18 protein-coding genes are annotated in these 21,447 nt (G+C 53.4%); 7 read left to right on the forward strand and 11 right to left on the reverse strand.

Translation table 11 applies throughout. The features are described 5' to 3' along the window. Positions 1 to 39: 39 nt before the first annotated feature. On the forward strand, positions 40 to 822 hold the full coding sequence (locus tag KJW29_RS20125) for a DUF817 domain-containing protein (protein WP_214625901.1): 783 nt from the start codon (positions 40 to 42) through the stop codon (positions 820 to 822). A 255-nt stretch (positions 823 to 1,077) separates the two neighbouring features. Here KJW29_RS20125 and KJW29_RS20130 read toward each other — a convergent pair whose 3' ends face one another. Continuing rightward, complete coding sequence (locus KJW29_RS20130) at positions 1,078 to 1,746, reverse strand: bifunctional 2-keto-4-hydroxyglutarate aldolase/2-keto-3-deoxy-6-phosphogluconate aldolase (RefSeq protein ID WP_214631223.1); 669 nt, start codon at positions 1,744 to 1,746, stop codon at positions 1,078 to 1,080. 197 nt (positions 1,747 to 1,943) lie between these two features. After that, a complete protein-coding gene (locus KJW29_RS20135) occupies positions 1,944 to 2,252 on the reverse strand; it encodes a Dabb family protein (RefSeq protein ID WP_214625902.1) in 309 nt (102 codons plus the stop codon). Between the two features lie 175 nt (positions 2,253 to 2,427). Between KJW29_RS20135 and KJW29_RS20140 the strand changes: the two genes are divergently transcribed. Both KJW29_RS20140 and argS read left to right on the forward strand, forming a co-directional pair. Further along, positions 2,428 to 3,534: a winged helix DNA-binding domain-containing protein gene (locus KJW29_RS20140; RefSeq protein WP_214625903.1), complete on the forward strand. Its 1,107-nt coding sequence runs from the start codon at positions 2,428 to 2,430 to the stop codon at positions 3,532 to 3,534. A gap of 337 nt (positions 3,535 to 3,871) precedes the next feature. Further along, entirely contained in the window at positions 3,872 to 5,656 is a 1,785-nt protein-coding gene (argS, locus tag KJW29_RS20145; protein ID WP_214625904.1) for an arginine--tRNA ligase, read from the forward strand. 142 nt (positions 5,657 to 5,798) lie between these two features. Here the strand turns inward: argS and KJW29_RS20150 are convergent, their stop codons facing one another. Both KJW29_RS20150 and KJW29_RS20155 read right to left on the reverse strand, forming a co-directional pair. After that, positions 5,799 to 6,059, reverse strand: coding sequence for a hypothetical protein (locus KJW29_RS20150; protein ID WP_214625905.1), 261 nt, complete (start codon positions 6,057 to 6,059; stop codon positions 5,799 to 5,801). A gap of 79 nt (positions 6,060 to 6,138) precedes the next feature. After that, on the reverse strand, positions 6,139 to 7,374 hold the full coding sequence (locus KJW29_RS20155; protein WP_214625906.1) for a multidrug effflux MFS transporter: 1,236 nt from the start codon (positions 7,372 to 7,374) through the stop codon (positions 6,139 to 6,141). Here KJW29_RS20155 and KJW29_RS20160 point away from each other — a divergent pair. From KJW29_RS20160 to KJW29_RS20170, 3 genes are all read left to right on the forward strand, one after another. Continuing rightward, the gene (locus KJW29_RS20160; RefSeq protein ID WP_246608300.1) at positions 7,373 to 8,500 is read left to right on the forward strand and encodes a 3'-5' exonuclease; all 1,128 of its coding nucleotides are present in this window, start codon (positions 7,373 to 7,375) and stop codon (positions 8,498 to 8,500) included. The genes KJW29_RS20155 and KJW29_RS20160 overlap by 2 nt on opposite strands. A 220-nt stretch (positions 8,501 to 8,720) precedes the next feature. Continuing rightward, the gene (locus KJW29_RS20165) at positions 8,721 to 10,277 is read left to right on the forward strand and encodes a copper amine oxidase N-terminal domain-containing protein (protein WP_214625907.1); all 1,557 of its coding nucleotides are present in this window, start codon (positions 8,721 to 8,723) and stop codon (positions 10,275 to 10,277) included. Between the two features lie 48 nt (positions 10,278 to 10,325). Then, a complete protein-coding gene (locus KJW29_RS20170) occupies positions 10,326 to 10,808 on the forward strand; it encodes a DUF4362 domain-containing protein (protein ID WP_214625908.1) in 483 nt (160 codons plus the stop codon). A gap of 166 nt (positions 10,809 to 10,974) precedes the next feature. Here KJW29_RS20170 and ltrA read toward each other — a convergent pair whose 3' ends face one another. Both ltrA and KJW29_RS20180 read right to left on the reverse strand, forming a co-directional pair. After that, the gene (gene ltrA / locus KJW29_RS20175; protein ID WP_214625909.1) at positions 10,975 to 12,303 is read right to left on the reverse strand and encodes a group II intron reverse transcriptase/maturase; all 1,329 of its coding nucleotides are present in this window, start codon (positions 12,301 to 12,303) and stop codon (positions 10,975 to 10,977) included. Between the two features lie 774 nt (positions 12,304 to 13,077). Then, positions 13,078 to 14,748 (reverse strand): transposase, encoded by a 1,671-nt coding sequence (locus KJW29_RS20180; protein ID WP_246608301.1) that lies wholly within the window; start codon positions 14,746 to 14,748, stop codon positions 13,078 to 13,080. A gap of 558 nt (positions 14,749 to 15,306) precedes the next feature. On the opposite strand from KJW29_RS20180, the gene KJW29_RS20185 reads away from it, so the two are divergent. Then, positions 15,307 to 16,230, forward strand: coding sequence for a DMT family transporter (locus tag KJW29_RS20185; RefSeq protein WP_214625910.1), 924 nt, complete (start codon positions 15,307 to 15,309; stop codon positions 16,228 to 16,230). A 72-nt stretch (positions 16,231 to 16,302) separates the two neighbouring features. Here KJW29_RS20185 and KJW29_RS20190 read toward each other — a convergent pair whose 3' ends face one another. The 5 genes from KJW29_RS20190 to KJW29_RS20210 form a co-directional block, all read right to left on the reverse strand. Next, the gene (locus KJW29_RS20190) at positions 16,303 to 16,938 is read right to left on the reverse strand and encodes a hypothetical protein (RefSeq protein WP_214625911.1); all 636 of its coding nucleotides are present in this window, start codon (positions 16,936 to 16,938) and stop codon (positions 16,303 to 16,305) included. A gap of 185 nt (positions 16,939 to 17,123) precedes the next feature. Next, a complete protein-coding gene (locus KJW29_RS20195; protein ID WP_087569856.1) occupies positions 17,124 to 17,318 on the reverse strand; it encodes a CLC_0170 family protein in 195 nt (64 codons plus the stop codon). Positions 17,319 to 17,333: 15 nt separating this feature from the next. After that, on the reverse strand, positions 17,334 to 18,578 hold the full coding sequence (locus KJW29_RS20200) for a Ger(x)C family spore germination protein (protein WP_214625912.1): 1,245 nt from the start codon (positions 18,576 to 18,578) through the stop codon (positions 17,334 to 17,336). After that, entirely contained in the window at positions 18,575 to 19,687 is a 1,113-nt protein-coding gene (locus KJW29_RS20205; protein WP_214625913.1) for a GerAB/ArcD/ProY family transporter, read from the reverse strand. The genes KJW29_RS20200 and KJW29_RS20205 overlap by 4 nt, the downstream gene beginning before the upstream one ends. 42 nt (positions 19,688 to 19,729) lie before the next feature. Then, complete coding sequence (locus tag KJW29_RS20210) at positions 19,730 to 21,337, reverse strand: spore germination protein (protein WP_214625914.1); 1,608 nt, start codon at positions 21,335 to 21,337, stop codon at positions 19,730 to 19,732. Between the last annotated feature and the right edge of the window lie 110 nt (positions 21,338 to 21,447).

The following is a 21,447-nucleotide window of genomic DNA, read 5'->3' on the forward strand; positions in this document are numbered from 1 at the left end:
CCATGAACGCCGCCTGCGGCATAAAGAGGTGATTCCGCTATGAAATCCGTTATTCAGCTGTTGCATTTCGGCTACCATCAGGCCATGAGCTGCCTGTTTCCCGTCGCCATCTTCGGCACGTTAGCGCTCTCCGGCATGGTCGAATGGCCCTTCATCCATCGTTATGACGCCATTTTGCTCGTCTTGCTCGCCGTGCAATTCCTGATGTATCGCAGCGGGTTGGAGACGCTTGATGAAATCAAAGTGATTTGCGTATTCCATCTCATAGGATTGGCTCTTGAAATTTATAAGGTGAAGATGGGCTCGTGGTCGTATCCGGAGCCCGGGTTCACGAAGTTGTTTGGCGTACCGCTCTACAGTGGTTTTATGTATGCGAGCGTAGCGAGCTTCATGTGCCAAATTTGGCGCAGACTGCGCATGGACATGACCGGCTGGCCGGGACTTCCCGCCGCCGGCTTGCTGGGAGGCGCGATCTATTTGAACTTTTTTACGCATCACTTTATTCCCGACTTCCGTTGGTGGCTGACGGGGCTTGTGCTGATCGTGTTCTGGAGAACATGGATTCTGTACCGGGTTCGCGGCGTCACGTACCGAATGCCCTTGACGCTTGCCTTCGCCATCGTCGGCTTCTTTATCTGGCTGGCCGAGAATATCGCGACCTTCTTCGACGCATGGAAATATCCCGACCAGCACCAGTCCTGGCAGCTCGTCGGCTTTAGCAAGATCAGCTCGTGGTTCTTGCTGGTAATCATCAGCGTCATCATCGTGGCGCAATTAAAGCATGTAAAAGCGGGCAGGCAGCCGCGGGGGAGCGGAGATTGATTGCACTGCCTATCGGACATAAATGACGCTATTCTTCGATTTTTCAGGTTTCAGTTAAGATCAGCCTTTACTTAACTGCGCTGCCGTCAACAATGAATCGACAGCCTCATACAAGTCTTGAAGTTGCAAAATATCCTTTACAACAAAGGTGATACGGAAAATTCTATTGTGGCAACAAATAAACAAGCGCCTGAAGAAGCTTATGGCTTCGTCAGGCGCTTGTTTCCATAGTATAGGGGGCGGTCTCGTCAGGGCTTACAGACCTTTGGCCTCGCGGTATGCGGCCATATAAGCGGCGGCCTTCTGCTCGATGATCGAGAAGTCTCCCGACTTCACCGCGTCCTTCGTCAGGTCGGAACCGATGCCGACGGCAACAGCGCCCGCCTTGATCCAATCCTTCAGATTGTCCAGCGACACGCCGCCGGTCGGCATAATATTCGCCTGCGGAAGCGGTCCCTTGATGGACGGAATAACGCCAGGCGAATACAGATTGCCAGGGAACAGCTTGACCACGTCCGCGCCAAGCTCGAGCGCGTTCTGAATTTCCTGGATCGTCATCGTACCCGGCATAACCGGCACCGCATAGCGGTTGCACAGCTTGATGGTGTCCGGATTCAGCGCGGGGGCAACTACGTATTCCGCTCCTGCCAGAATCGCGGCGCGAGCCGTCTCCGGATCCAGCACCGTTCCCACTCCGATGATGGCGAAGTTGTCCGCTTCCGGAGACACGTCGCAGGAATATTCTTTGGACAGCTGCTCGATCGCGCGAAGCGCAAACGGTACAGTCATGGTGATTTCGATTGCCTTGATGCCGCCCTTAATGGCGTGTCTCGCCATCTCGGCTACTTCCTCCGCCGAATCGGCGCGAAGAACGGCCACGACTCCGGCATCCGTCAATTGCTGCAATACTTTCAGCTTTTTCAACACGCTAGTCCCTCTCCCTTTTTCGTACGTCTATGTTCGAAATTGTTCGTTTTCTCTAGCGTCATTATAGAGCTTTTCCGCAAATCCGGCAACTAGGAGCCTGCGTTCGTCACTCGCTCGGTAGCCTAAACCCATGAAATCCAATTATACCTCCGGGAATCGTCGTTTAACAAAAGCGCCTCGAGACGCGCTACTCCTTACAGCTTGTAGTCGATCTCCAGAAACTTCTCGACTTCCTTCTCCCAACGCTCCGAAACGAAGGCCGTGTGCAGGTCGTGATGGTTGTAAGCGTCATATTCCTCCTGGCTGTCGAATTCCATGGCGAAGCCGAAGTCGTAGTCATTTTTAACGCTGACTTGCTTGTACACCTTAAATCCCTTCACTACGGGGATGGAAGTGAGAATTCGTTCGCCATCCTCTAGGAACCGGCGCTCCGCTTCGGAGCCTTTCTCATGCTTCAGCGTGAAAATAACGGAATGCAGAATCCAGCCGCTTTCTTTGCTCATTATGCAACTCTCCCTCTTGTATAATAGAATCCTTGTCTATGTCATTATAAGGCGCATGCCTGCTTATGGCGAATGACTGCCCGCTTTGGCCGAAATAAAAATCGTAGCGGATCCCTATCCGAATCGTCCATTCTCTGGCTATACTGGTAGCATATTAGAGAAGAGGGATGAACTGATGTCCACCATTCAACTTAGCAAAAAAAGTTTAAATCGGACGCTGCTCCATCGCCAGCTGCTGCTCGAACGCTCCAGCCTGTCTCCTCTTGAAGCGGTCGAGCAACTGGTGGGACTGCAAGCCCAATCGCCGAAACCGCCCTATTACGCTTTGTGGAGCAGGCTGCAGGATTTTGAGCCATCCATGCTGTCGGAATTATTGCTCGGCAGGGATGCAGTACGCATCGCGCTTATGCGGTCCACCATCCATCTTGTGTCCGCCCGCGACTGTCTTTCCTTTCGTTCCGTCCTGCAGCCGGTGCAGAATCGCTTGCTAATGGGGACGCATGGCAAATCGCTAGTCGGCGTAGACATGGAACAGCTTGAGGAGACCGCTTTAAAGCTGCTCGCAGAAAGCCCCCGCACATTCGAGGAGTTCGGCAGGCTGCTTCAGGAGAATTGGCCTTCCGTTGCGGCAGGCTCGCTGGCGGCAGCCGTCCGTGGCCGCTTGCCGCTCGTTCAATTACCGCCAAGGGGCGTATGGAGACGTTCTGGCGCAGCCACGCATGCAACAGTAGAAGAGTGGCTGGGGGAGCCTTTGCGGGAAGGGAATGAACACTCGTTGCTAGAGCTGATTCGCCGCTATTTGCGCGCCTTCGGTCCCGCATCGGTCAAGGATATCAGCGTATGGTCCGGACTCTCCAAGCTGGGTCCCGTTCTTGAGAAGCTGCGCCCCGAGCTTCGGACATACCGGGACGAAGCAGGCCAGGAGTTGTTTGACATGGCCGACTTGGCCTTGCTTTCGGAAGATACGGCTGCTCCCGTCCGGTTCCTGTCGGAGTTTGACAACATGCTGCTATCCTACCAGGATCGAAGCCGGATCATGGATCCGGCTTACAAGCAGCTCGTGTTTACGGTGAACGGCATCATTAAGTCCACCTTCCTCGTCGACGGTTTCGTAGCAGGGCTGTGGCGCATTGAGTCATCGAAACACGCCGCTATCCTGCACCTTCGTCCGTTGGGACCGATAAGGGATGAAGCTCGTGGAATGCTGGAGGAGGAGGGCGGCCTCCTGTTAGCTTTCGCCGAGCCCGAACGCGAGCCTTCAATCGTCTGGGAAGCCGATTAGACGATTCCCCCTTGATTTCCGCTAACGACGCGTTATAATACTTTATAACGTCAGTGAACGGGACAGTAATTCATTGGAGCAACGTTGCATAGCGAGCCGGGATGGTGGGAGCCGGTCAACGTCCGACGAACGAAGAGGGCCCTGGAGGCGGCTTTCCGAGAGACTCATCGTGGTCTCAAGGTCGGTCCGGTTCGGCCACGTTACGGCCAAGACAAGATCCGAACGCCATTGCGCATTCGGATAATCAGAGTGGCACCGCGGGTATTCCCCGTCTCTAGCAGAGACGGGGATTTTTTGCGTTCATGCGGCTGGCCGCCTCGACATAGGAGGAATCAACATGATCAAAGAAAGACTGGTGGATGCTCTAGCTCCTCTTCTCCCCCTTGCCAAGGAAGAAATTACGTCCCTGCTGGAATTCCCGCCAAACGATGAGCTTGGCGACCTGGCTTTGCCATGTTTCGTGCTGGCCAAGAAGCTGAAGCAAAGTCCGGGGCAGATCGCCGCGGCTCTTGCGGACACTATCGTCCATCCTCTCTTTCGCGCCGAAGCGGCAGGACCTTATTTGAACTTCAAGCTGAATCGATCCGCATTCGGCGCAGAGCTTCTGGAGCGTTCGCATTCGGAAACATTCTGGCGGCCAAATATCGGGGAAGGAAAACCCGTCGTCATCGACATGTCCTCCCCGAACATTGCCAAGCCGTTCGGCATCGGGCATCTGCGTTCCACCATGATCGGCAACGCGATCTATCGCATACTGCGCGAAGTGGGATACCACACCGTAAACGTCAATCATCTCGGCGATTGGGGCACGCAATTCGGCAAAATGATCGTCGCCTACCTCAAGTGGGGCGACGCTTCCGCGATTCGGGCCAGCGACAACCCCACGAAGGACTATCTGTCGTTGTATGTGAAATTCCACGAGGAAGCGGAGCGCCATCCCGAGCTGGAGGACGAGGCGCGGGAGTGGTTCCGCAAGCTGGAGACGGGGGATTCGCTGGCAACCGAGCTGTGGCGGGATATGATCGGCGAAAGTCTGAAGCAGTTCACTAAGCTGTATGAGCGGCTCGGGGTTACATTCGATCATGTGCTTGGCGAAAGCTTCTACAATGACAAGATGGAGTCGGTCATCGAAAAGCTTCGCGACCAAAGCTTACTGGAGGAAAGCGATGGCGCCCTTGTCGTCCGGCTGGACGAATTCGGGATGCCGCCTTGCTTGCTCGTCAAGTCCGACGGTACCTCGATCTATGCCACGCGCGACCTGGCGACCGCCATCTATCGCCGCGACGTCATGAAGGCTTCGCAGCTGCTTTATGTGGTGGGCGGCGAACAATCGCTGCATTTTGAGCAGGTATTCAAGGTGCTCGGCAAGATGGATAACGTATGGGAAGGCCGTTGCAAGCATATTCCATTCGGGCTGATGAGGATGGAAGGGCAGAAAATGTCCACACGCAAGGGGAAGGTACTGTTCCTGGAGGATGTTCTGAACGAGGCCGTGGCGCAGGCGAGACGCATCATTGAGGAGAAAAATCCCGTTCTCCGCGACAAAGAAGCCGCAGCCGAGGCGATCGGAATCGGCGCGGTCGTGTTTGGCGACTTGAAAAACACGCGCACGCTCGACGTCGACTTCTCGCTGGCGGACGTGTTGAACTTCGAGGGAGAGACCGGACCTTATCTGCAATACACGTATGCCCGGATGGCAAGCATTCAGCGTAAGGCGGCGGGGATGGCCGAGTTGCAGAACGATGGCGATGAGACTGAATCAGGCGGCGATCAACCAGCAGCAAGCACGACGCCTTTATCTCCTGACAGTCTGCACGCCAACGGCCCGCTGACTGAGAGCCGCTCACACTTAGCTGAACATGATCACGTGTGGCCGCTGCTCAAGCAGATCTCGTTTTATCCAGCCCGTCTGGCTCTGGCCGCCGAACGGCACGAGCCGTCCGTGCTCGCTCGTTATCTTTTGGAGTTGGCGCAATCGTTCAACCGGTTCTACCACCACGTCAAAGTGCTGGACGGCAGCGTTTCGGAGCAGTCATTTAAGCTCGGCCTCGTCCTCGCGGCTTCCAAGGCGCTCGGCAAAGGATTGACGCTGCTAGGCGTAAGGACGCTCGAGGAGCTCTAAGTGACAGGTTGCTGCGAGCGCCCCGTGACTTCTTGGCGCTAACGAAAAAGGTCTGCCTCGCCAGTCATTACTAGATGACTGGTGGGGCAGACCCTTCGTACATGGCATGGCGCGTGGCCTTCGGCTGATTGTGTATGATTTTTCATACACGTTCACTCGCCCACGACCGTCTGCGCGCCATTGTACTCGCTTCTTCATACACATCCGCTCGCCCACGACCGTCTGCGCGCCATTGTACTCGCTTCTTCATACACATCCGCACGCCCACGCCCGTCTGCGCGCCATTGTCTCGCTTTTTCATACACATTCGTTCGCCCACGCCCGTCCGCGCCATTGTACTCGCTTTTTCATACACATTCGCTCGCCCACGCCCGTCTTCGCACCATTGTACTCGCTTTTTCATACACATTCGCTCGCCCACGCCCGTCTGCGCGCCATTGTACTCGCTTTTTCATACACATTGCCGCCAGCGCTGCGACCTACTAACGCCCAGCCGCATCCTCCGCTCTCTTAGGCCCGCGCGTAAACAACGCGAAACACACGACGGCCGCCGCGATCAACGCCATCATGACGATTGCCAGCGGCAGAGCCGTCCCTTCGCCGCCAAGGCCTACGAGCGGCGCTGCGATTCCGCCGAAGACGAAGGAGAGCATGCCAAGCAGCGCCGAGGCGCTTCCCGCCGAACGTCCTTGATCCTGGAGCGCCAGCGATGTTGTCGTCGCGCTGGTGATGCCGATGCTGGATACGACGAAGAAAAAGCCGGCAATGACCATCGGCAAGCCGAGATCAAGCAAAACGGCAGCCATCAGAATAATCGCGCCGAGGCTTGCCATCGACAGACCTGCCGTAAGCAGCCTGCGTGCAGACACTTCGCCTGCCAACCTGCCCGCGATTTGGCTCGCCAGGATGATGCCTGCGCCGTTAAGCCCGAACACAAGACTATATCCGCGCGGCGTCACGCCGTACAGCTCTTGCAGAACAAAGGACGATCCGGAAATATAAGCGAACATGGCAGCCATCATAAGGCCCTGCGTGAACGCGTAGCCCATAAAAACGGAATTGCCCAGCAGCTTGCGGAACGTCGCCAACGTATTGCGCAAACCTCCGCGAGATCTGCGATCGACAGGTAGGGTCTCCCGAAGCCCTACGTAAACGGCTGCCAGCATGAGCAAGCCCGACGCGCTCAGAACAGCGAATACCCCCCTCCATGACGTAAACGTCACGATCTCCGCTCCGATCATTGGAGCTAGAATCGGGGCAGCCCCGTTAATAAGCATCAGCAGCGCAAAAAACTTCGTCAGCTCCGCGCCGGCATACAAGTCTCTTGCGCTGGCTCGGGAAATTACGATACCCGCTGCACCTGCAAAACCCTGTACGAAACGAAGCAAAATAAAAGTCCATATGCTCGGAGAAAACACGCATAGCAATGAAATGACGGCATATACGGCCATGCCGATTAACAAAGGCATCCTGCGTCCTCTTACGTCGCTGATCGGTCCAACGATCAACTGCCCGAGCGCGATGCCGACCAGGCATGCGGTCAAGCTGAGCTGCGCAAGCGACGTCGAAGCGTTAAAATCATCTGCAAGCGCCGGGAGCGCTGGCAAATACATATCGATGCTAAGCGGGCCTATACCCGCAAGCAGGCCGAGTATGACGGCTATGAACAGACGTCTGGATTTAACCTCGCGTTCGGCAATGGTGTTAGTGGAAGACATGATGGTGCATACTCCTCTCTTGCTGCAGCAAATCCCAGCTTTCATTGTAGTCCCGGCAGGCCGCATTTGGCAATCGCATACCAAAAAGAAGCATTCGGGGCTGATTTCTGTTAAAATGGAAGCGGCGATACTCATAGCGGAGGTTACAGCATTGGACTATATTGTATTGGATATCGAATTTAACGGCCGCAAGTTTGCAAGCGATCTGCCCATGGAGGTCATCGAGATCGGTGCCGTTCGGCTTAACGAGCGTCTCGAGCTTGTAGATGAATTTACGGCTTTTATAAAACCGGTTTATTTTGCAAAATTGAATAGCTTTATTCAGAAAAAAACGGGCATCCCGCAGCAATCCATCGATACGGCGGAACGGTTCCCGCGCGTCATCGGCGCTTTCCTGCAATGGCTTTCGCGAAGCGAGTCTCCGCTCCTTGTCACTTGGGGCGGCGAAGACTTGAAGCGAATCGTGCTGGATACCCGCATGCACAAGCTCGACGATGCCTATTGGTTAAGCGTAAATTACTTTGACCTGCTCAAAGGCTTTCTGCGTTATCGCGGACTCACGAACGACGTAAGCGTTGAGGCAGCGCTGCAGGAACTGGGCTTAAGCTCAGAGGGCTCCGCCCACCGGGCGCTGGACGACGCGCGGATGACGGCGGATATTTTCCGGGCGGCATTCCCTCACCTCGACTTCAGCTTCACGCAGAAATACAAGGATATGCACTCCAATGCCAAGGAACGACGGCTGGTCAAAAATGCGATTCGGCTGCTCCGCTCCCAGAAGAAGGAGCCGACTTGGGAAGCGCTCGTGGAGCATGTGTTCAAAGACAAGGTCAAGCTCGATAATCCCAAGAAGGTAGCGGAATTGCAAGCTTACTTCGAGGTCGAGGCCGCAAAGAAACCCAAGCCGCCTGCACCGAAGCCGCGCAAAGAGGCTGACGCCGACAGCGAAACTGCTCCTACGCAAAAAGTCAGCAGCGAAGCTGCTCCTGCTCAAAATGCAGGCAGCGTAACTGTCCCTGCTCAAAATGCAGACAGCGAGTCTCCAGCCGACAATGGCGGCCCGGATGCAATCGGCGGCGAAACAGCTTCGAACGCCATTGCGGACAATACCGGCGAGCAAGTCTAGCTCCCCCTGCTTACGTACAAAGGAAACAGGCCGACCTGCTTTTTCCGTTCCATAGCAATTAACAAAGTTGCAGCTGTTCTGCGAGAAGTTGGTTATTCTCGCGACGAATAGCTGCTTTTTTGCATCCGAGCTTCAATACCATTTTTTTTAGCGCAACCTTTCCTTTCTAGCCACGTCTATTTGTAGAGCAATTATTCCTCATCAATGGTAGGAGTGGAAAATGATGAAAACACACAAATTAGCCAAAACTCTGCTAGCCGTTTCGCTTTCTTTTGGAGCCGTGCTGGCCGCAGCTCCCGCACCTGCCGCTTATGCGGCGGAAGTCGCCGCGGTTAAGATCGATACCGCCGCCCAAGCCATCGATCGGGCCAATGCGCTTCATCTTATTCCCGCAGCTGCGAAAGCAGACGCCAAGCTTGTTGACGGAATTTGGGAAATCACGTTCAGGGGAGAACAATCGTTCCCTAGAACGACTAACCCGTACTTGGCTGGCTTCATTAAATTGCAAGCAAAAGACGGCAAGGTTACGGAGTATGCGGCAAGCTTGCAATCGGATTACGTCGTGGAGTATCCCAGCGATCCTAACGATGAAAGCACCTTTAAGTTTACTATCGAAGAAGTACGGGATATCGCCTCCAAATTCGTAGAGCAGCAAAACTGGACGCTGGATGTCCAATGGATGGACGATCCATATCCCATCTCCGATTATATCGCAGGCAGAGAATTCCATACGGCCAGAATGCATATCATTCGCTACGACCGGTCCCACAACGGAATTCGAGACGGATCAAACGGAGGCTATGTGACTGTTGACCGGGTAACGGGCGACGTCCGAGCCTATTCGGTTTATTGGAAAGAGCAAACCTATAGTCCGAATTCCGCCCAAAATGCCGCCGGCCTAATTTCTTTGAATGAAGCAGCCAATCGCTTCTATTCCGCTGTTGATCCGTTTTTGAAATGGCAGGCTATTTACGATCCCGAGCAGCCAAGGCTTATCTATGCGCTGCATCCTCAATATTTGATGACCTACGACGGCAAGTTCCCGAAGGAATATCAATGGGAGAACCCGACGATTCCGGAAAAAATCAAACCCGCCTATTCCAGCGTTTTGGCCAAGAAACGATTGTTGTCGATGTATGATTTGAATCTGGAATACGTGGGAGGCAAGCTGACCTACAAGCTGCGCTTGAAGCCGGAGATCAACTTCTTCCAGGAAGGTCTGCAGCCATCCATCGACGCGAATACGGGCGCATGGCTGGATTTCTTGAATCATCCCCTTGAGAAGCCTCTGCCCGACGCAGGAGAATGGCTCGAGCAGGCTGCTCCATTTGTCAAGGCAGGATATGCTGCCGCGTTTCTCTGGGATAACGAGCTGCTGCGACTAGAGAACGAACCTTTTATTCAGAATGCCTATACGCTTGTTCCATTCCGGGAGTTGTTGACAAAGCTGGGAGCCAAGATCGGCTGGGATCCCGTGGCACGCAAAGTAACCGCAAGCAAAGACGGCACGACCATCGTGCTGACCGTAGATTCCGATACAGCCATCATTAATGGCGAAACGAAGAAGCTGGAAGCTCCAGCGCGGATCAAAAACGGCAGGACCTACGTCCCTGCAAGACTTGTACTGGAGACATTCGGGGCGGATGTCGGCTGGAACGACGAATCCAGACTTGTCATCGTAAAGACTGCCGACAACGTGCCAAATCCATCTGCAAACGAGCTGAAGAAGCATCGGTATCAGGCTCAGCTTAATTGGGAAAATAAAGCGCTCAAGTAAGCGGACTTAAGCTAGCGGACTGCAGACACGCCGAATCGGGGATAACACATGAGAAGAAGAACGGGGACGCTCTTGGGAGCGTTGATTGTCCTATTGACGGTCTGGGCCGGGGCTGCTACTTATATGTGGCTAAAGGCCGATCGGCATCAGCATGCGGAGTCGAACAACATCCTCCATCGCTTCAATCAAGCCGACATCGAACGTCTTAACGAGATGGTCCATCGCCATCGGGAAGGCAAGGGCGACTATTTGGTACTCATTCCACCGATTGTGGATGGAGGTTACTGGATCCACGATGTACATTCTGACGGCAGAACCATCACGTGGACGATCGACAATACACGGGACGGAATGAGCTCCGGAGCCGACAAAGGGAAACAGGAGTATATTTGCAAAAACATTCAACTTCGCGAAAACTCCGAGCGTTATGTTTATGCGTTGGAACAGTGCGCCGGCGAAGGCGACGAAATCCTGCCCGTTTTCACCTACAGGAAGGATAGCATCGCCGAAAACACGAAAAAGCATCGCTAGATTCATTAACGCTCGGCTTTTCTGCTTAATCGCACTGCTTCGGAGCTAGATCGAAATTATTGATCCTTCAAGATCGCCTCGCCTGTAGAGTAAAGGGCTGGGACTACCAGCCCCTCCTCATCAAACCGTACGTGCGGTTTTCCCGCATACGGCTTTCCGACGTTCTTCACCTTGCGCAGTACGTACTCTTCCAGGTTGTGACGGATTGTAACCCTGCTTCCTTTAGCATCTTGAAGAATCCGGATTGACGCAGCCTCCACCTTTTAAACTTCTTCCGGCAGAAGATCATCAGCCTCTTACGGATATACCAGTCGATCTTGGCCAAGAAGCCATTGGCTAGGCCTTTGTCCGCTTTGGCATAATAGTTTCTCCACCCCACTATTTTCGGGTTGAGTACTGCGATGATCTCGCTGGTCATTTGCTTCAGTAGCGTTCGCGACGACGTGCATGCCTTTACTTTCGTCTTCATCTTCTTCATCGCTTTCTGCGACGGGAAGCACCGGAGAATTCGTGCCACTTTTCCCCCTTTGCGCATGACCGGCAGTCGACGAAAATGATGGCCGAGAAAGTCGAAGCCTTGATCGTCCTCCCACACATTCACCAGCTTGCTTTTCTCCGTATTCATGCTCAGCTCCAGTTTTGCGAATACAGCTTTCAATACCTGTATCGCTTCCAGCGCTTCTGCTTTTCGATGACATAGGATGACCAGATCGTCAGCGTAACGGACCAGCGTTCCGAGCTGCGTGTAGTTCCTCTCCCAGATCGTGTCCAGGTAGTTCAAGTAAATGTTAGCCAATAGCGGAGAAATGACGCCTCCTTGCGGGCTTCCGATGTCCGAAGCATAGAACTCGCCTTCTTTCATCACGCCTGCCGTCAGCCATCCGCGGAGAAGTTTCAGTACTTTCCGGTCGTTGACTCGTTGTTCGACGAGTGCCATCAGCTTCTCATGTGAGATGTTGTCAAAGTAGCCCCGAATGTCGACATCCACGACCCAATATACTCTCCCCTCGTTCGCCGTTGTCAGGATCTTTTGCAGCGCATCGTGCGCGCTGCGTTTCGGACGAAACCCATAGGAGAAGTCTTTGAAGTCGGCCTCGAAGATGCCTTCCAGTACGAGCTTTGTCGCCATCTGTACCAGTCGGTCTCTCACCGTCGGAATGCCGAGTGGTCTTGTCTTTCCATCATCTTTTGGAATATCTACTCGGCGTACCGGCGTTGGTCGATAGGTACCGTTTCTCAGTTGACCGCATGTCTCCGCGATAAACCGCTTCTCGCCATAGTCTTCGTTGATCGACTGGATCGTGATTTTGTCGACCCCGGCACTCCCTTTATTGGCCTTTACTCGCATCCACGCATAGGTCATGATGTCCTCGCGACTGATCTTGTCATACAGAGCATGGAACCGCCGTCCTGGCTTTTCCTTAGCTGCAAGGTAGAGGGTTCTTTGAAGTTCTCGAGCTTTTTCTTTGGCGTTGTTAGCCTTTGCGGCATTCACTCACTCTTACCTCCTTGGTTCCCATGAACGAAGTGGGGTATTGTCTTTCGACGCCCTTCCCTCCACAAGGTTATGTTGTCCTTGCTTCCTCGGTACTACGGCCCCCTCCGACTCCCTTCCCACCGCTAGCCACTTCACCTTTCAAGGCTTATAGGTTTGCTCGTTACGGCCCCTTGCTGCCGTGTGGGGGAGGGTCTCCCTAGTTCCGAACATAACTGTCTCCACATGCCGATCCCCATACACCGGAGGGTTCTTCCGTGCTGCTCCAAGTTCTGTGCACGTTCCATGGCCTTCGCCCGTCCGCTCAAGGCTCGGCTCCCTCTTGTCCCTTGCGGGTTCCTTTTGACGATGCGGCAGGATTCACTCGGATGTTACGGCCTGAGGGCTTGCTTCGCATGATTTTTTTTTTTTTCATGCTTTTCGTAGGGCTTCAACCCATGAATTTCTCCATGACCTGCCTACTAGCTACGGGGCAGCTTGGCCTTTACCCCGGCTGAACTTTCATCAGCTAGTTATGCCCAGCTTGGCTAGGCGCACAACGGACAAAATTAACACTATTTTCCGATTTTGCAAGGTTACTATAATCTAACGGACACACATGACGTTATATGCATCATCCGAACGTCTAATGGCTTGATTACGACGAAATAGTGTTCTGCCTGAGGCTGTCTATTCACTGTAGATAAGAACGAGTTGCGTGCTGGAAAGGGGCAATTGTGTGCTGGAGGGAACCGCTGAGTGGGATAATCGGAGGGCTGAGGAGTCGGATTCTACTTAGTAACTAATGGCATTTCGACGTCGAATAAACCCAGGTCTTTGAGGAAGTAGCTTCCTCAACGTGAGTTTCAAATTAACGACCATGGCAGCCAAGTAACCTTTAAGCTGCAACGCTTTTCGGCTTTTCGTTAAGGGTCTCTCTAAACCACAGTCATTCTTCAATTCTTGGTTCTTTCGTTCAACCAGCATGCGCTGTTTGCGATCTAATTTGCCGCTAATCGTAGCGTTGTAATCCTTGGCAGCCTCGTACACTTCATAATAGTCACTGTGAAATACCCGGCGCTCTGCTTTTCCTGTTGTACATGCCGAGCGTAAGGGGCAACTTTCACAGTCTGTCTTTTCAAAATAGTATTGCCAACCGCTGCTTTGAGGAATATGACGCTTTTTTACGGTATCCTTTTCGTTCGGACAAGTGTAGCAGTCCTTTTCCTTGTCATAGCTAAATCGGGTGAGGTCGTATCCCTTTGAGGGGTTACTTCCCAGGATGACAGGGGCTACTACAGGGATGCCAATAGTGGCAAGCATAGTGCGCTGCAACCCGTGGCCGTAGGCGGTGTCACCTAACATGGCGCGTGGCGAAATTTCGAAAAAGCTTTGTACATCTTTGGCCATCGCGTACATAGCTTCTCTGTCATGTTCATTCGCAGGCACGACGTTCACATTCAGCACAACGGAGCTGGTCCCACACAAATTTTGTAGTTTGTAGCCACATGTGACGGTGGATGTATTCTTTCTCCCGACTCGAGCGTGCGGGTCAACAGCGCTCATAAGACGATCCTTTGTTCTTTCATGGCTCGGGATTTTTTCAAACACAATCTCTTGTTCGGTTTGGTTCCGCGCAGAGTCAATCGGGTCGCCATCAGTCGGCGGTACAGGTCTGCTGTTCTGCTCTAATATGTCCTGCAGAATGCGTTGCAAATGCTGAGAAGTCTCGCGCTCTTTTTCCGTGAGTTCTTTTTGCAACAAAGCAGACACATCCTCGAGTTGAAACCATTGAAGCAAACCATAAGCTTGTGCCACCAACTTGCTGAAAGCGAGCATGTGACCAGCAGTAGATGGTTGTACGGAGGTACGAGCGTAGAGTCCATCGGTCTCAACCGAAGCGAGTGCGAGTTGGTATATCGCACGATGGCTACGTTTTAAATGTTGAAGGACCCGGATCATAGCATGTTGAATCAAGCGATAGGTGCGCGGCTTGGAGAGTGCGGGATTTGAGGCAAACGAGTCGATGATCCATTTCTCCGAGTGATCGCCCCAAAGGCCATGGCTGTACATTTGGGCAAGAATGTAGAAGTGGCAGGCTTTAAACATGGCGGTTCCCATACGTGAGCGGTCCAAGCCAATCGTACTGTGATCAAACCCAAAGAAGTCGACGGGCAAGCCTAAGAAACGCTTGATGAACAAGTCGCTAATTATGCGCTCTTCCACCTGGCGGTCGGAAAGACCGTAGTATATCTGAATGAGATGGACTTTAAGCTTCAGTGAGGGAGCATATGGGTGCTGTCCGCGCCCCGAGTAGAGCACGGAGCACAGTGAATCTGCAAAAGAAAAGTCTATCTTCTTCTCTAAGTGACTCCAAAAAGGATGCTCAGGAAGCTTGGAGTATACCATCATATCTGCAAAAGACATTTGATCGAACTCTTTGTAACGCACACGTCTATTCAACACAGCACAAACCCCCGGCCCAAGTATATTTTCCATTATACCTGGGTTCGGGGGGGGGATGGAATATGGAATTTCAGTTACTCACAATGAATCGATAGCCTCTGCCTGTCCGTTAGATTGGGTAGAAGTCAAAAAACGGGCAATAGCGTCGCTGGTGTCCTTTAGATTTTTGAGCCCCTCGTCAAATCGGATTTTTTTCGAGAAAAGGACCTCATCTCCCACTTTACGGTGGAATTTGAGGTCCTTTCACGTATATATTGGAACGTTCCCCTATCATTCGAACACTTTTGGGACAGCCCCGTCTTTTTTGCCTATTACACGCGCCGCCGTCTCCTCGTCTCTCGAACAACAAGATCAAGGCAGCGCCAAGCGCCTCTCGAGAATCGGTGCCTTCGATCTGGCCCAGCTTGCTTAGTCAGTGGTTATCGTGACAGCGCATTCATCGTCAATAACCATTTTGTCTAATGTCAATTAACCAAAAATTGCTCTGGCAAACAGCCCCGCCCATAAGCTATATTCAAATATGGACTTCATTACACGACCGAAAGCGAGCTAAACCTCATGAATCGCAGCACGAAAGGTATTACCACATATGAGCTTCTTTATGTAGCAGGCATTGTAGCCATCTCGTTCTCTTCCATCTTTATCAAATGGTCTCAAGCCGACGTTGCCGTCATTGCCATGTACCGGCTGTATCTGACCAATCTGCTCCTGCTGCCGTTTGCCTGGAAATACCGTCGCGAGCTGTTCGCGCTTACGAGGAAGCAATGGCTGATGCTAGGGGCCTCCGGTCTTATGCTGGGCCTTCATTTTCTGCTCTGGATGGCTTCCTTGCGCCTGACGACCGTCGCAAGCTCCACCGTCATTCTTACGCTTGAGCCCGTTCTTGTTATGCTGGGCTCTTACTGGATCTATAAGACAAAAGCCAATTCCGCCATGCTGGCCGGCATGGGCATCGCCATCATCGGCTCCGTTATGATCGGGGCCGGCGATTTCAGTCTGTCCGGCGATGCGCTGGCGGGCGATATCCTCTCTTTCTTCGGAACCGTCGCTGTGGCTGCGCATATGCTGATCGGCAAAGGTCTCCGCGACAGCGTAGGAGCGTTCCCTTACAACTTCTGGGTGTTCCTGTTCGCCGCTACCGCGCTGGCCGTCTACAACGTCGCTGTCGGCAATCCGTTTACGGGCTACTCCGGACAAGAATGGGGGTTGTTTCTGCTGCTCGCCATCGTGCCAACCCTGTTCGGACATTATTTGTTCAACTGGCTGCTCAAATATATGAACGCGACCGCCGTGTCCATGTCCGTGCTCGGTGAGCCCGTCATCTCGTCGCTTCTCGCTTGGGTGCTGCTAAAAGAAGCGTTGACCGGCTATCAGTTGGTTGCCGGCGTCTTCATCCTGTCAGGAGTATGGTTATTCATTCGGCGGGGGCAGGATCGCGCCGGGCTTGCTTCCAAGGCGGCCTCGAATGGCTCCGCCGTTTGACGGCAGCGCCCCATTCTTGGCGAAAACAAATCCAGAAAATCCCAAAAGTGTTCGAATAACAGGGGAACATTACTACATCTTGTCATTCTCCAATAACGACATATCCGTTCGAATGTTGTCTCTCCGCCGCTCCAGAAGCTCCCGCTGGAAGTCGCCGAACTCAGAATAATCGCCGATGGAGCCCTCGTCTATGAGGAGCGCGGCCAACTCGCCAAGCAGCACCGCCCTCTCGTAGTTCGCCCTGGTCTCTTCGCTGGACCAGAACGCTTCCTCCGTCAGCCCCGTCTTGTCGATTCGCCGCTGCATCAGCTCCGCCGCAGGCCCGCTCTCGGAATCCGCATCCATCAGCGCCGCCCTTTCGTTGGCAATGACGGAATCTATCTCTTCCTTCGTGGCCGTTAGCCCTTTATCCCGGGCATAAGCAACAGAAAGCTCGGTCGCCGTCAGTTCGTCCAGTATTTCCTCGTCGCTCGGCACCGCGAAGTCCGATACCGTCGCGGCAAGCTCCGCATTTGCCTTATAGGAGTGGAACCGTTCAACCGTAATGGCAACGCCCTGCCCCTCCACAAGAAGCGGCTGTTTGTTATCGCCTGACCTCGAATCAATGCTAAACATCGTCAACAGCAGCAGAACGGCAGCCAGGCAAACAAGGACGACTATGCGCTTCTTCTTCAGTGGTATGCACCTCCATGTTCTTCCTATCGCCATCGAAGCTCTCCTCTTATACGCAGTTTTCCGGCTGAAAGACTCAAAAAAGCTGCCGCGCAAGCTCGTAATTTCACATCCAAAGCAAACTCGGAAACATATACGTTTATGTGGTAAATGCAAAGAGACCTTGCGTATAAATCGCAAGACCTCTTTATAAAGAACCTGTTTACGTGTAGCCGTTCATTTTACAACAACCACAACAGCAAAAGACAGGCCGCCGCCAATACGAGATGAATCCAGCCGAAAGCCTTCGCGGTCCTGTAATCCTTGCTCCCCCTGTCCGCCATCGCGACATCGATCGTGAGCAGGAACAGGCCGCAGGCTGCGCAGAGCAGACAGAGGTATCCCGAAACGCCGATCGTCAGCACGCCTACTTCCATATCGGATCCCCTTTCTTACATCGCGTTCATACCGACCCTTCTGATCTTCACGTTTACATCGATATCGAATTCAAGCCGCTTGTACATCTCCTGCCACTTCTCCTTCGACCCGATGTTCTTATTCCAATAACCCGGCTTCTTCGCCCGAACCTGCTCGCCGAAGCCGAAAATGTCGGAGCCCTTGAGCTGGGTCTGCCGGATGACGTTCTGGTAGAACACGGCGGAGGTCTCGCTCTGTACTTGCTCGATTCGCCGTATCGTTTCGGGATCGTCAATGGATAACTCGCCGTTGATCTTCTCCTCCAGATTGGCTTCTAGCTCCACCAAAATGCGAAAACGGGGCAGGCCGTCCTTGATGTCCAGATTGATTCTGGAATAACGGTGCGTGACGTTCGTCATAACCGTCTTGTTGGAATTGCCCTTCTCTAGCTGGACGACTGCCCGGTATCCCGCAGGATTGACTCCTCTAATGCCTAGAAACCCCGAAATCTCCGCCGGCTTGGTCGTTCCAACCAAATGATTGCCGCGGAAATACGCGAGCCCTTGCACGCCCACGTTTTCGTTCTCCTTTATATCTATATAAGGCAGAAATCCTTCCTGACCCAGCTTCGACGAATTGCTCCAGAACTGTCCAATGTAATTCTTCGGAAACTTCCCCATGCGGATCGAATTCTCCAGAGTCGACATCAAATATAACGTAGGCACGCGCTCCAGCTTGGGAGAGGCTTCGATAAGTTTCTCCGCGCGGCCATTTGCCACCATCATCCACGCCATTCGACGAACTTCCGGGTTGCGCCGAAAGAAGTCGTTAATATTCTCGATTCCCTTTTTGGCAACGGATTCGGATAATACAATGACTCTCAGATGGCCGAAAAAAATACGAGCCGAAATTTGCTGCTGCAGGTTCATGAACGCATCGTCGACGGTATGGCCTACGACGCTGATGACCCAGACGGTATCTTTCGTCTCCCCATTGCCTCCCCCAGCTTCGCCGGGACCGAGCGGGATGCGACCAGGCAGAGCGATTTGAACACCGATGCGGACCATCCCTTTGCTTGGAGGAGGCAGGGAGCCCTTTACATGCGATACCTCTTGCTCCTCTTCCTCGCCCTCTTGGTTACTGACTTCATCGATGGAAACGCCCAGCACGACCGCTCTGTCATCGATCTCAAGCCTGTCCCAGCAGCCGGCGAGCAATGGCATAAACAGAAGCAGGGCCAATACGGTCGCGATCAGCCTCGTCTTCGCCATGCCGCTCATGCCTGCGCCCCTTTCTTCCTTCGCGCCAACGCCAAGAGAAGCAGAATAAAGGGGTAGACGACCGTCACCAACAAGCCGTAACGACCCACGTCTTCAATAATGCGATACATATACTTGACGTTCTGCGGAAGCATCGCCATGAAATAGATGAAGGGCAGCATGACAAAGGACAAGGTGCGGTGCTCCTTCATTCCAAAAAGTTGTTTCATGGCATAGATCGTCAGGAAATAACTGGACAGCAGCGTCGTAAAAACGGCAGTTACCCACACCGCCAGGAAGGCTGCGTCCAATCGCTCCAGCACGTTGGCGGGCAGCGAAGTCGCTTTCGCGAGCTCGAGAGTGGGCCATAACAGCATCTTGATTTCTTCTGAACCGAACACGCTGACAGCCGCCGTCACAATGATCAGATATAAGCCCCCTGCTATAGCTATTCCAGAAAAGCTTGCTTTCATCGCCTTTTCTGGTTTGCGCATGGACGGAATGATCATGGTAATGATAAAGGAGCCCTGGAATAATCCGCCAACAGTCAGCATACCCAATACTACCTTGCCGGAATGGGTCGAGATGATAGGCTCCAGATTAAGCAGCTCGGCATTTTTGAGCGAAAGGAACGCGATCAGCAGGCACGGGACAAGAAGGAAGGGGAAGTAAAAGTTATGCATATACGCGAACTGCACGATCGACTTGCGCACGGCAGCTGCCGCCAGCAGCAGCATGCAGATAACCGTCACTTCTACGGGAGTCGTCTTAAGAACCGTCGTGACGACCACTTCGCCGAATTCCCGTGCGGTCAGCGATGTCAATATCGCGAAGAACAGAATGATCACGAGGCTTCCGATCGCCGCTCCCCACTTGCCAAGCACGCTGCTGCTATATTGGATGATCGTCTGATCGGGAAAACGAATGCCCAGCCAAGTGATGACCGAAAGTCCCGCCAAAGCAACGAGCATGCCCAGCAGCGTGACGAGCGGCGCGGCAGAATCGGCCGCATTCGCCGCGAAAAGCGGCAGGGGCAAAACGCCGACGCCGATTATGGTGCTGACAAGAATGGCCGTAGCCTGGAATACCGTAATGGAACGGTTCGAATCAGAGGATTGGGAATCGTTCATGGAACGGATATCTCCTTTCCGCTTTCGTTGTTGGGTTAGTTCTCAGCTAGATTGGTCCCCGTCTGGGCGTTCTCCGTCCTGATGTTTCTCCGGAGGCCGAAGCTTGACATCATCCTGCGGAGCCAGGAAGGACGGCCTTCTATTCATCCAATTTAGTGGACTGCGAATGAGCACGTCTTTCATCCCTTGAAAGTTGCCTGGAACAATCGGGCTAAGATAAGGGACGCCGAACGATTTTAACGAAAGCATGTGGTTGGCGATGAGGATTAAACCGATCATGACGCCGTAGAGCCCGAACGTGCCCGCCATGAAAATGAGAGGAAACCGAAGCAATCGAAGCGCCAGCGCTGCGTTGTAAGCCGGGGTGGCGAAAGAACCAATCGTCGTAAGCGCGATGATGACGACGGTGATGGGGCTCGCGAAACCGGCAGCTACGGCCGCTTGTCCGATAACGAGCACGCCGACGATGGAGAGCGCGCCGCCTACCTGCTGCGGAAGCCGTATCGTCGCTTCGCGCAACACTTCCATGGACACCTCCATGATAAGCACCTCCACGACCGCGGGAAATGGAACGCCAGCCCTGCCGCCAGCAACCGCAACCGCAAATTCCGTAGGAATCAGCTCGGGGTTAAACGAAATGACGGCTACGTACAACGCGGGAAACACGAGGGAGAAGATTAACGCTACAAGCCGAGCCAATCTGATGGCGCTCATTAGCAGAAACCGCTCCGTGTAATCCTCTACCGTCTGATAGAATTGCGCGAAGATTGTCGGCACGACAAGAGCCAGCGGTGATCCATCCACGAGGATGGCGACCCGGCCTTCCAGCAAATTCGCTACGATTTTGTCCGGCCTCTCCGTGTACTGCACCTGCGGGAACGGCGACCACTTATTATCCTCGATGAACTGCTCCAAATATCCGGAATCCAATATGCCGTCGATGTCGATGTTCGAAAGCCGGCGTTTCAGCTCCTTTAGAAGGTTGGGATCCGTAATATCGCGCAAGTAGCAGAGGGCAACCTTGGACTTGGTTCGCCGGCCGATCTCCATGGATTCCACCCGCAATTGCGTGGATTGCAGCCGATAACGAATCAATCCCAGATTAGTGCCGAGCGTTTCAATAAAGCCTTCGCGCGGACCTCGTATAACCTGCTCGGTTGCCGGCTGCTCGATGCCTCTTTTCTCGATGCCCCGGGTAGATATTAGAAGAGCCGCCTTCACGCCTTCGATCGCGATGACGGTATCACCCGCAAGCACCGCGCTCAATAACCTGTCCATCATTTTTTCGGTTTCGACGCCGCAATGGTACAACGTCTCATTGACAAGAAACTCCGCCAGCTCCTCCCTAACAAGCAATTCGGGATTTAAGTGACTGGGCACATTCATAAGAGGCTTCATGATCTCTTCGTTCAGCATCGTCTGCTGCACCATATGGGAGAAGCAGTATATGACCGCGGAATAATGTCCAAAGATGCGGAAGCGGCGAACGGAGAAGTCGGCGCTTTCGCCGACTGTCTCCTGCATGATGGCGTCGAGCTGGTCGAGATCGCCGTCGAGCTCCATCCCCTCGTATTCCTCCAGCGTATGGTTGACGCTTATCGACTCGGACTGTTGCCTATACGATTGTCCCTTCCTGCTTAACAAATTCATCCATTCACCACCGACGGCAATTATATGCCCAAGATTAAGTTATCTCGAGTAGTCTCTGCCATCAGGGGAAATTCTATCCATGGACCCGGAAATGGGCAAGAGGCCCTTGC

This window comes from Paenibacillus agaridevorans (assembly GCF_018604145.1).
GTDB lineage: Bacteria > Bacillota > Bacilli > Paenibacillales > Paenibacillaceae > Pristimantibacillus > Pristimantibacillus agaridevorans.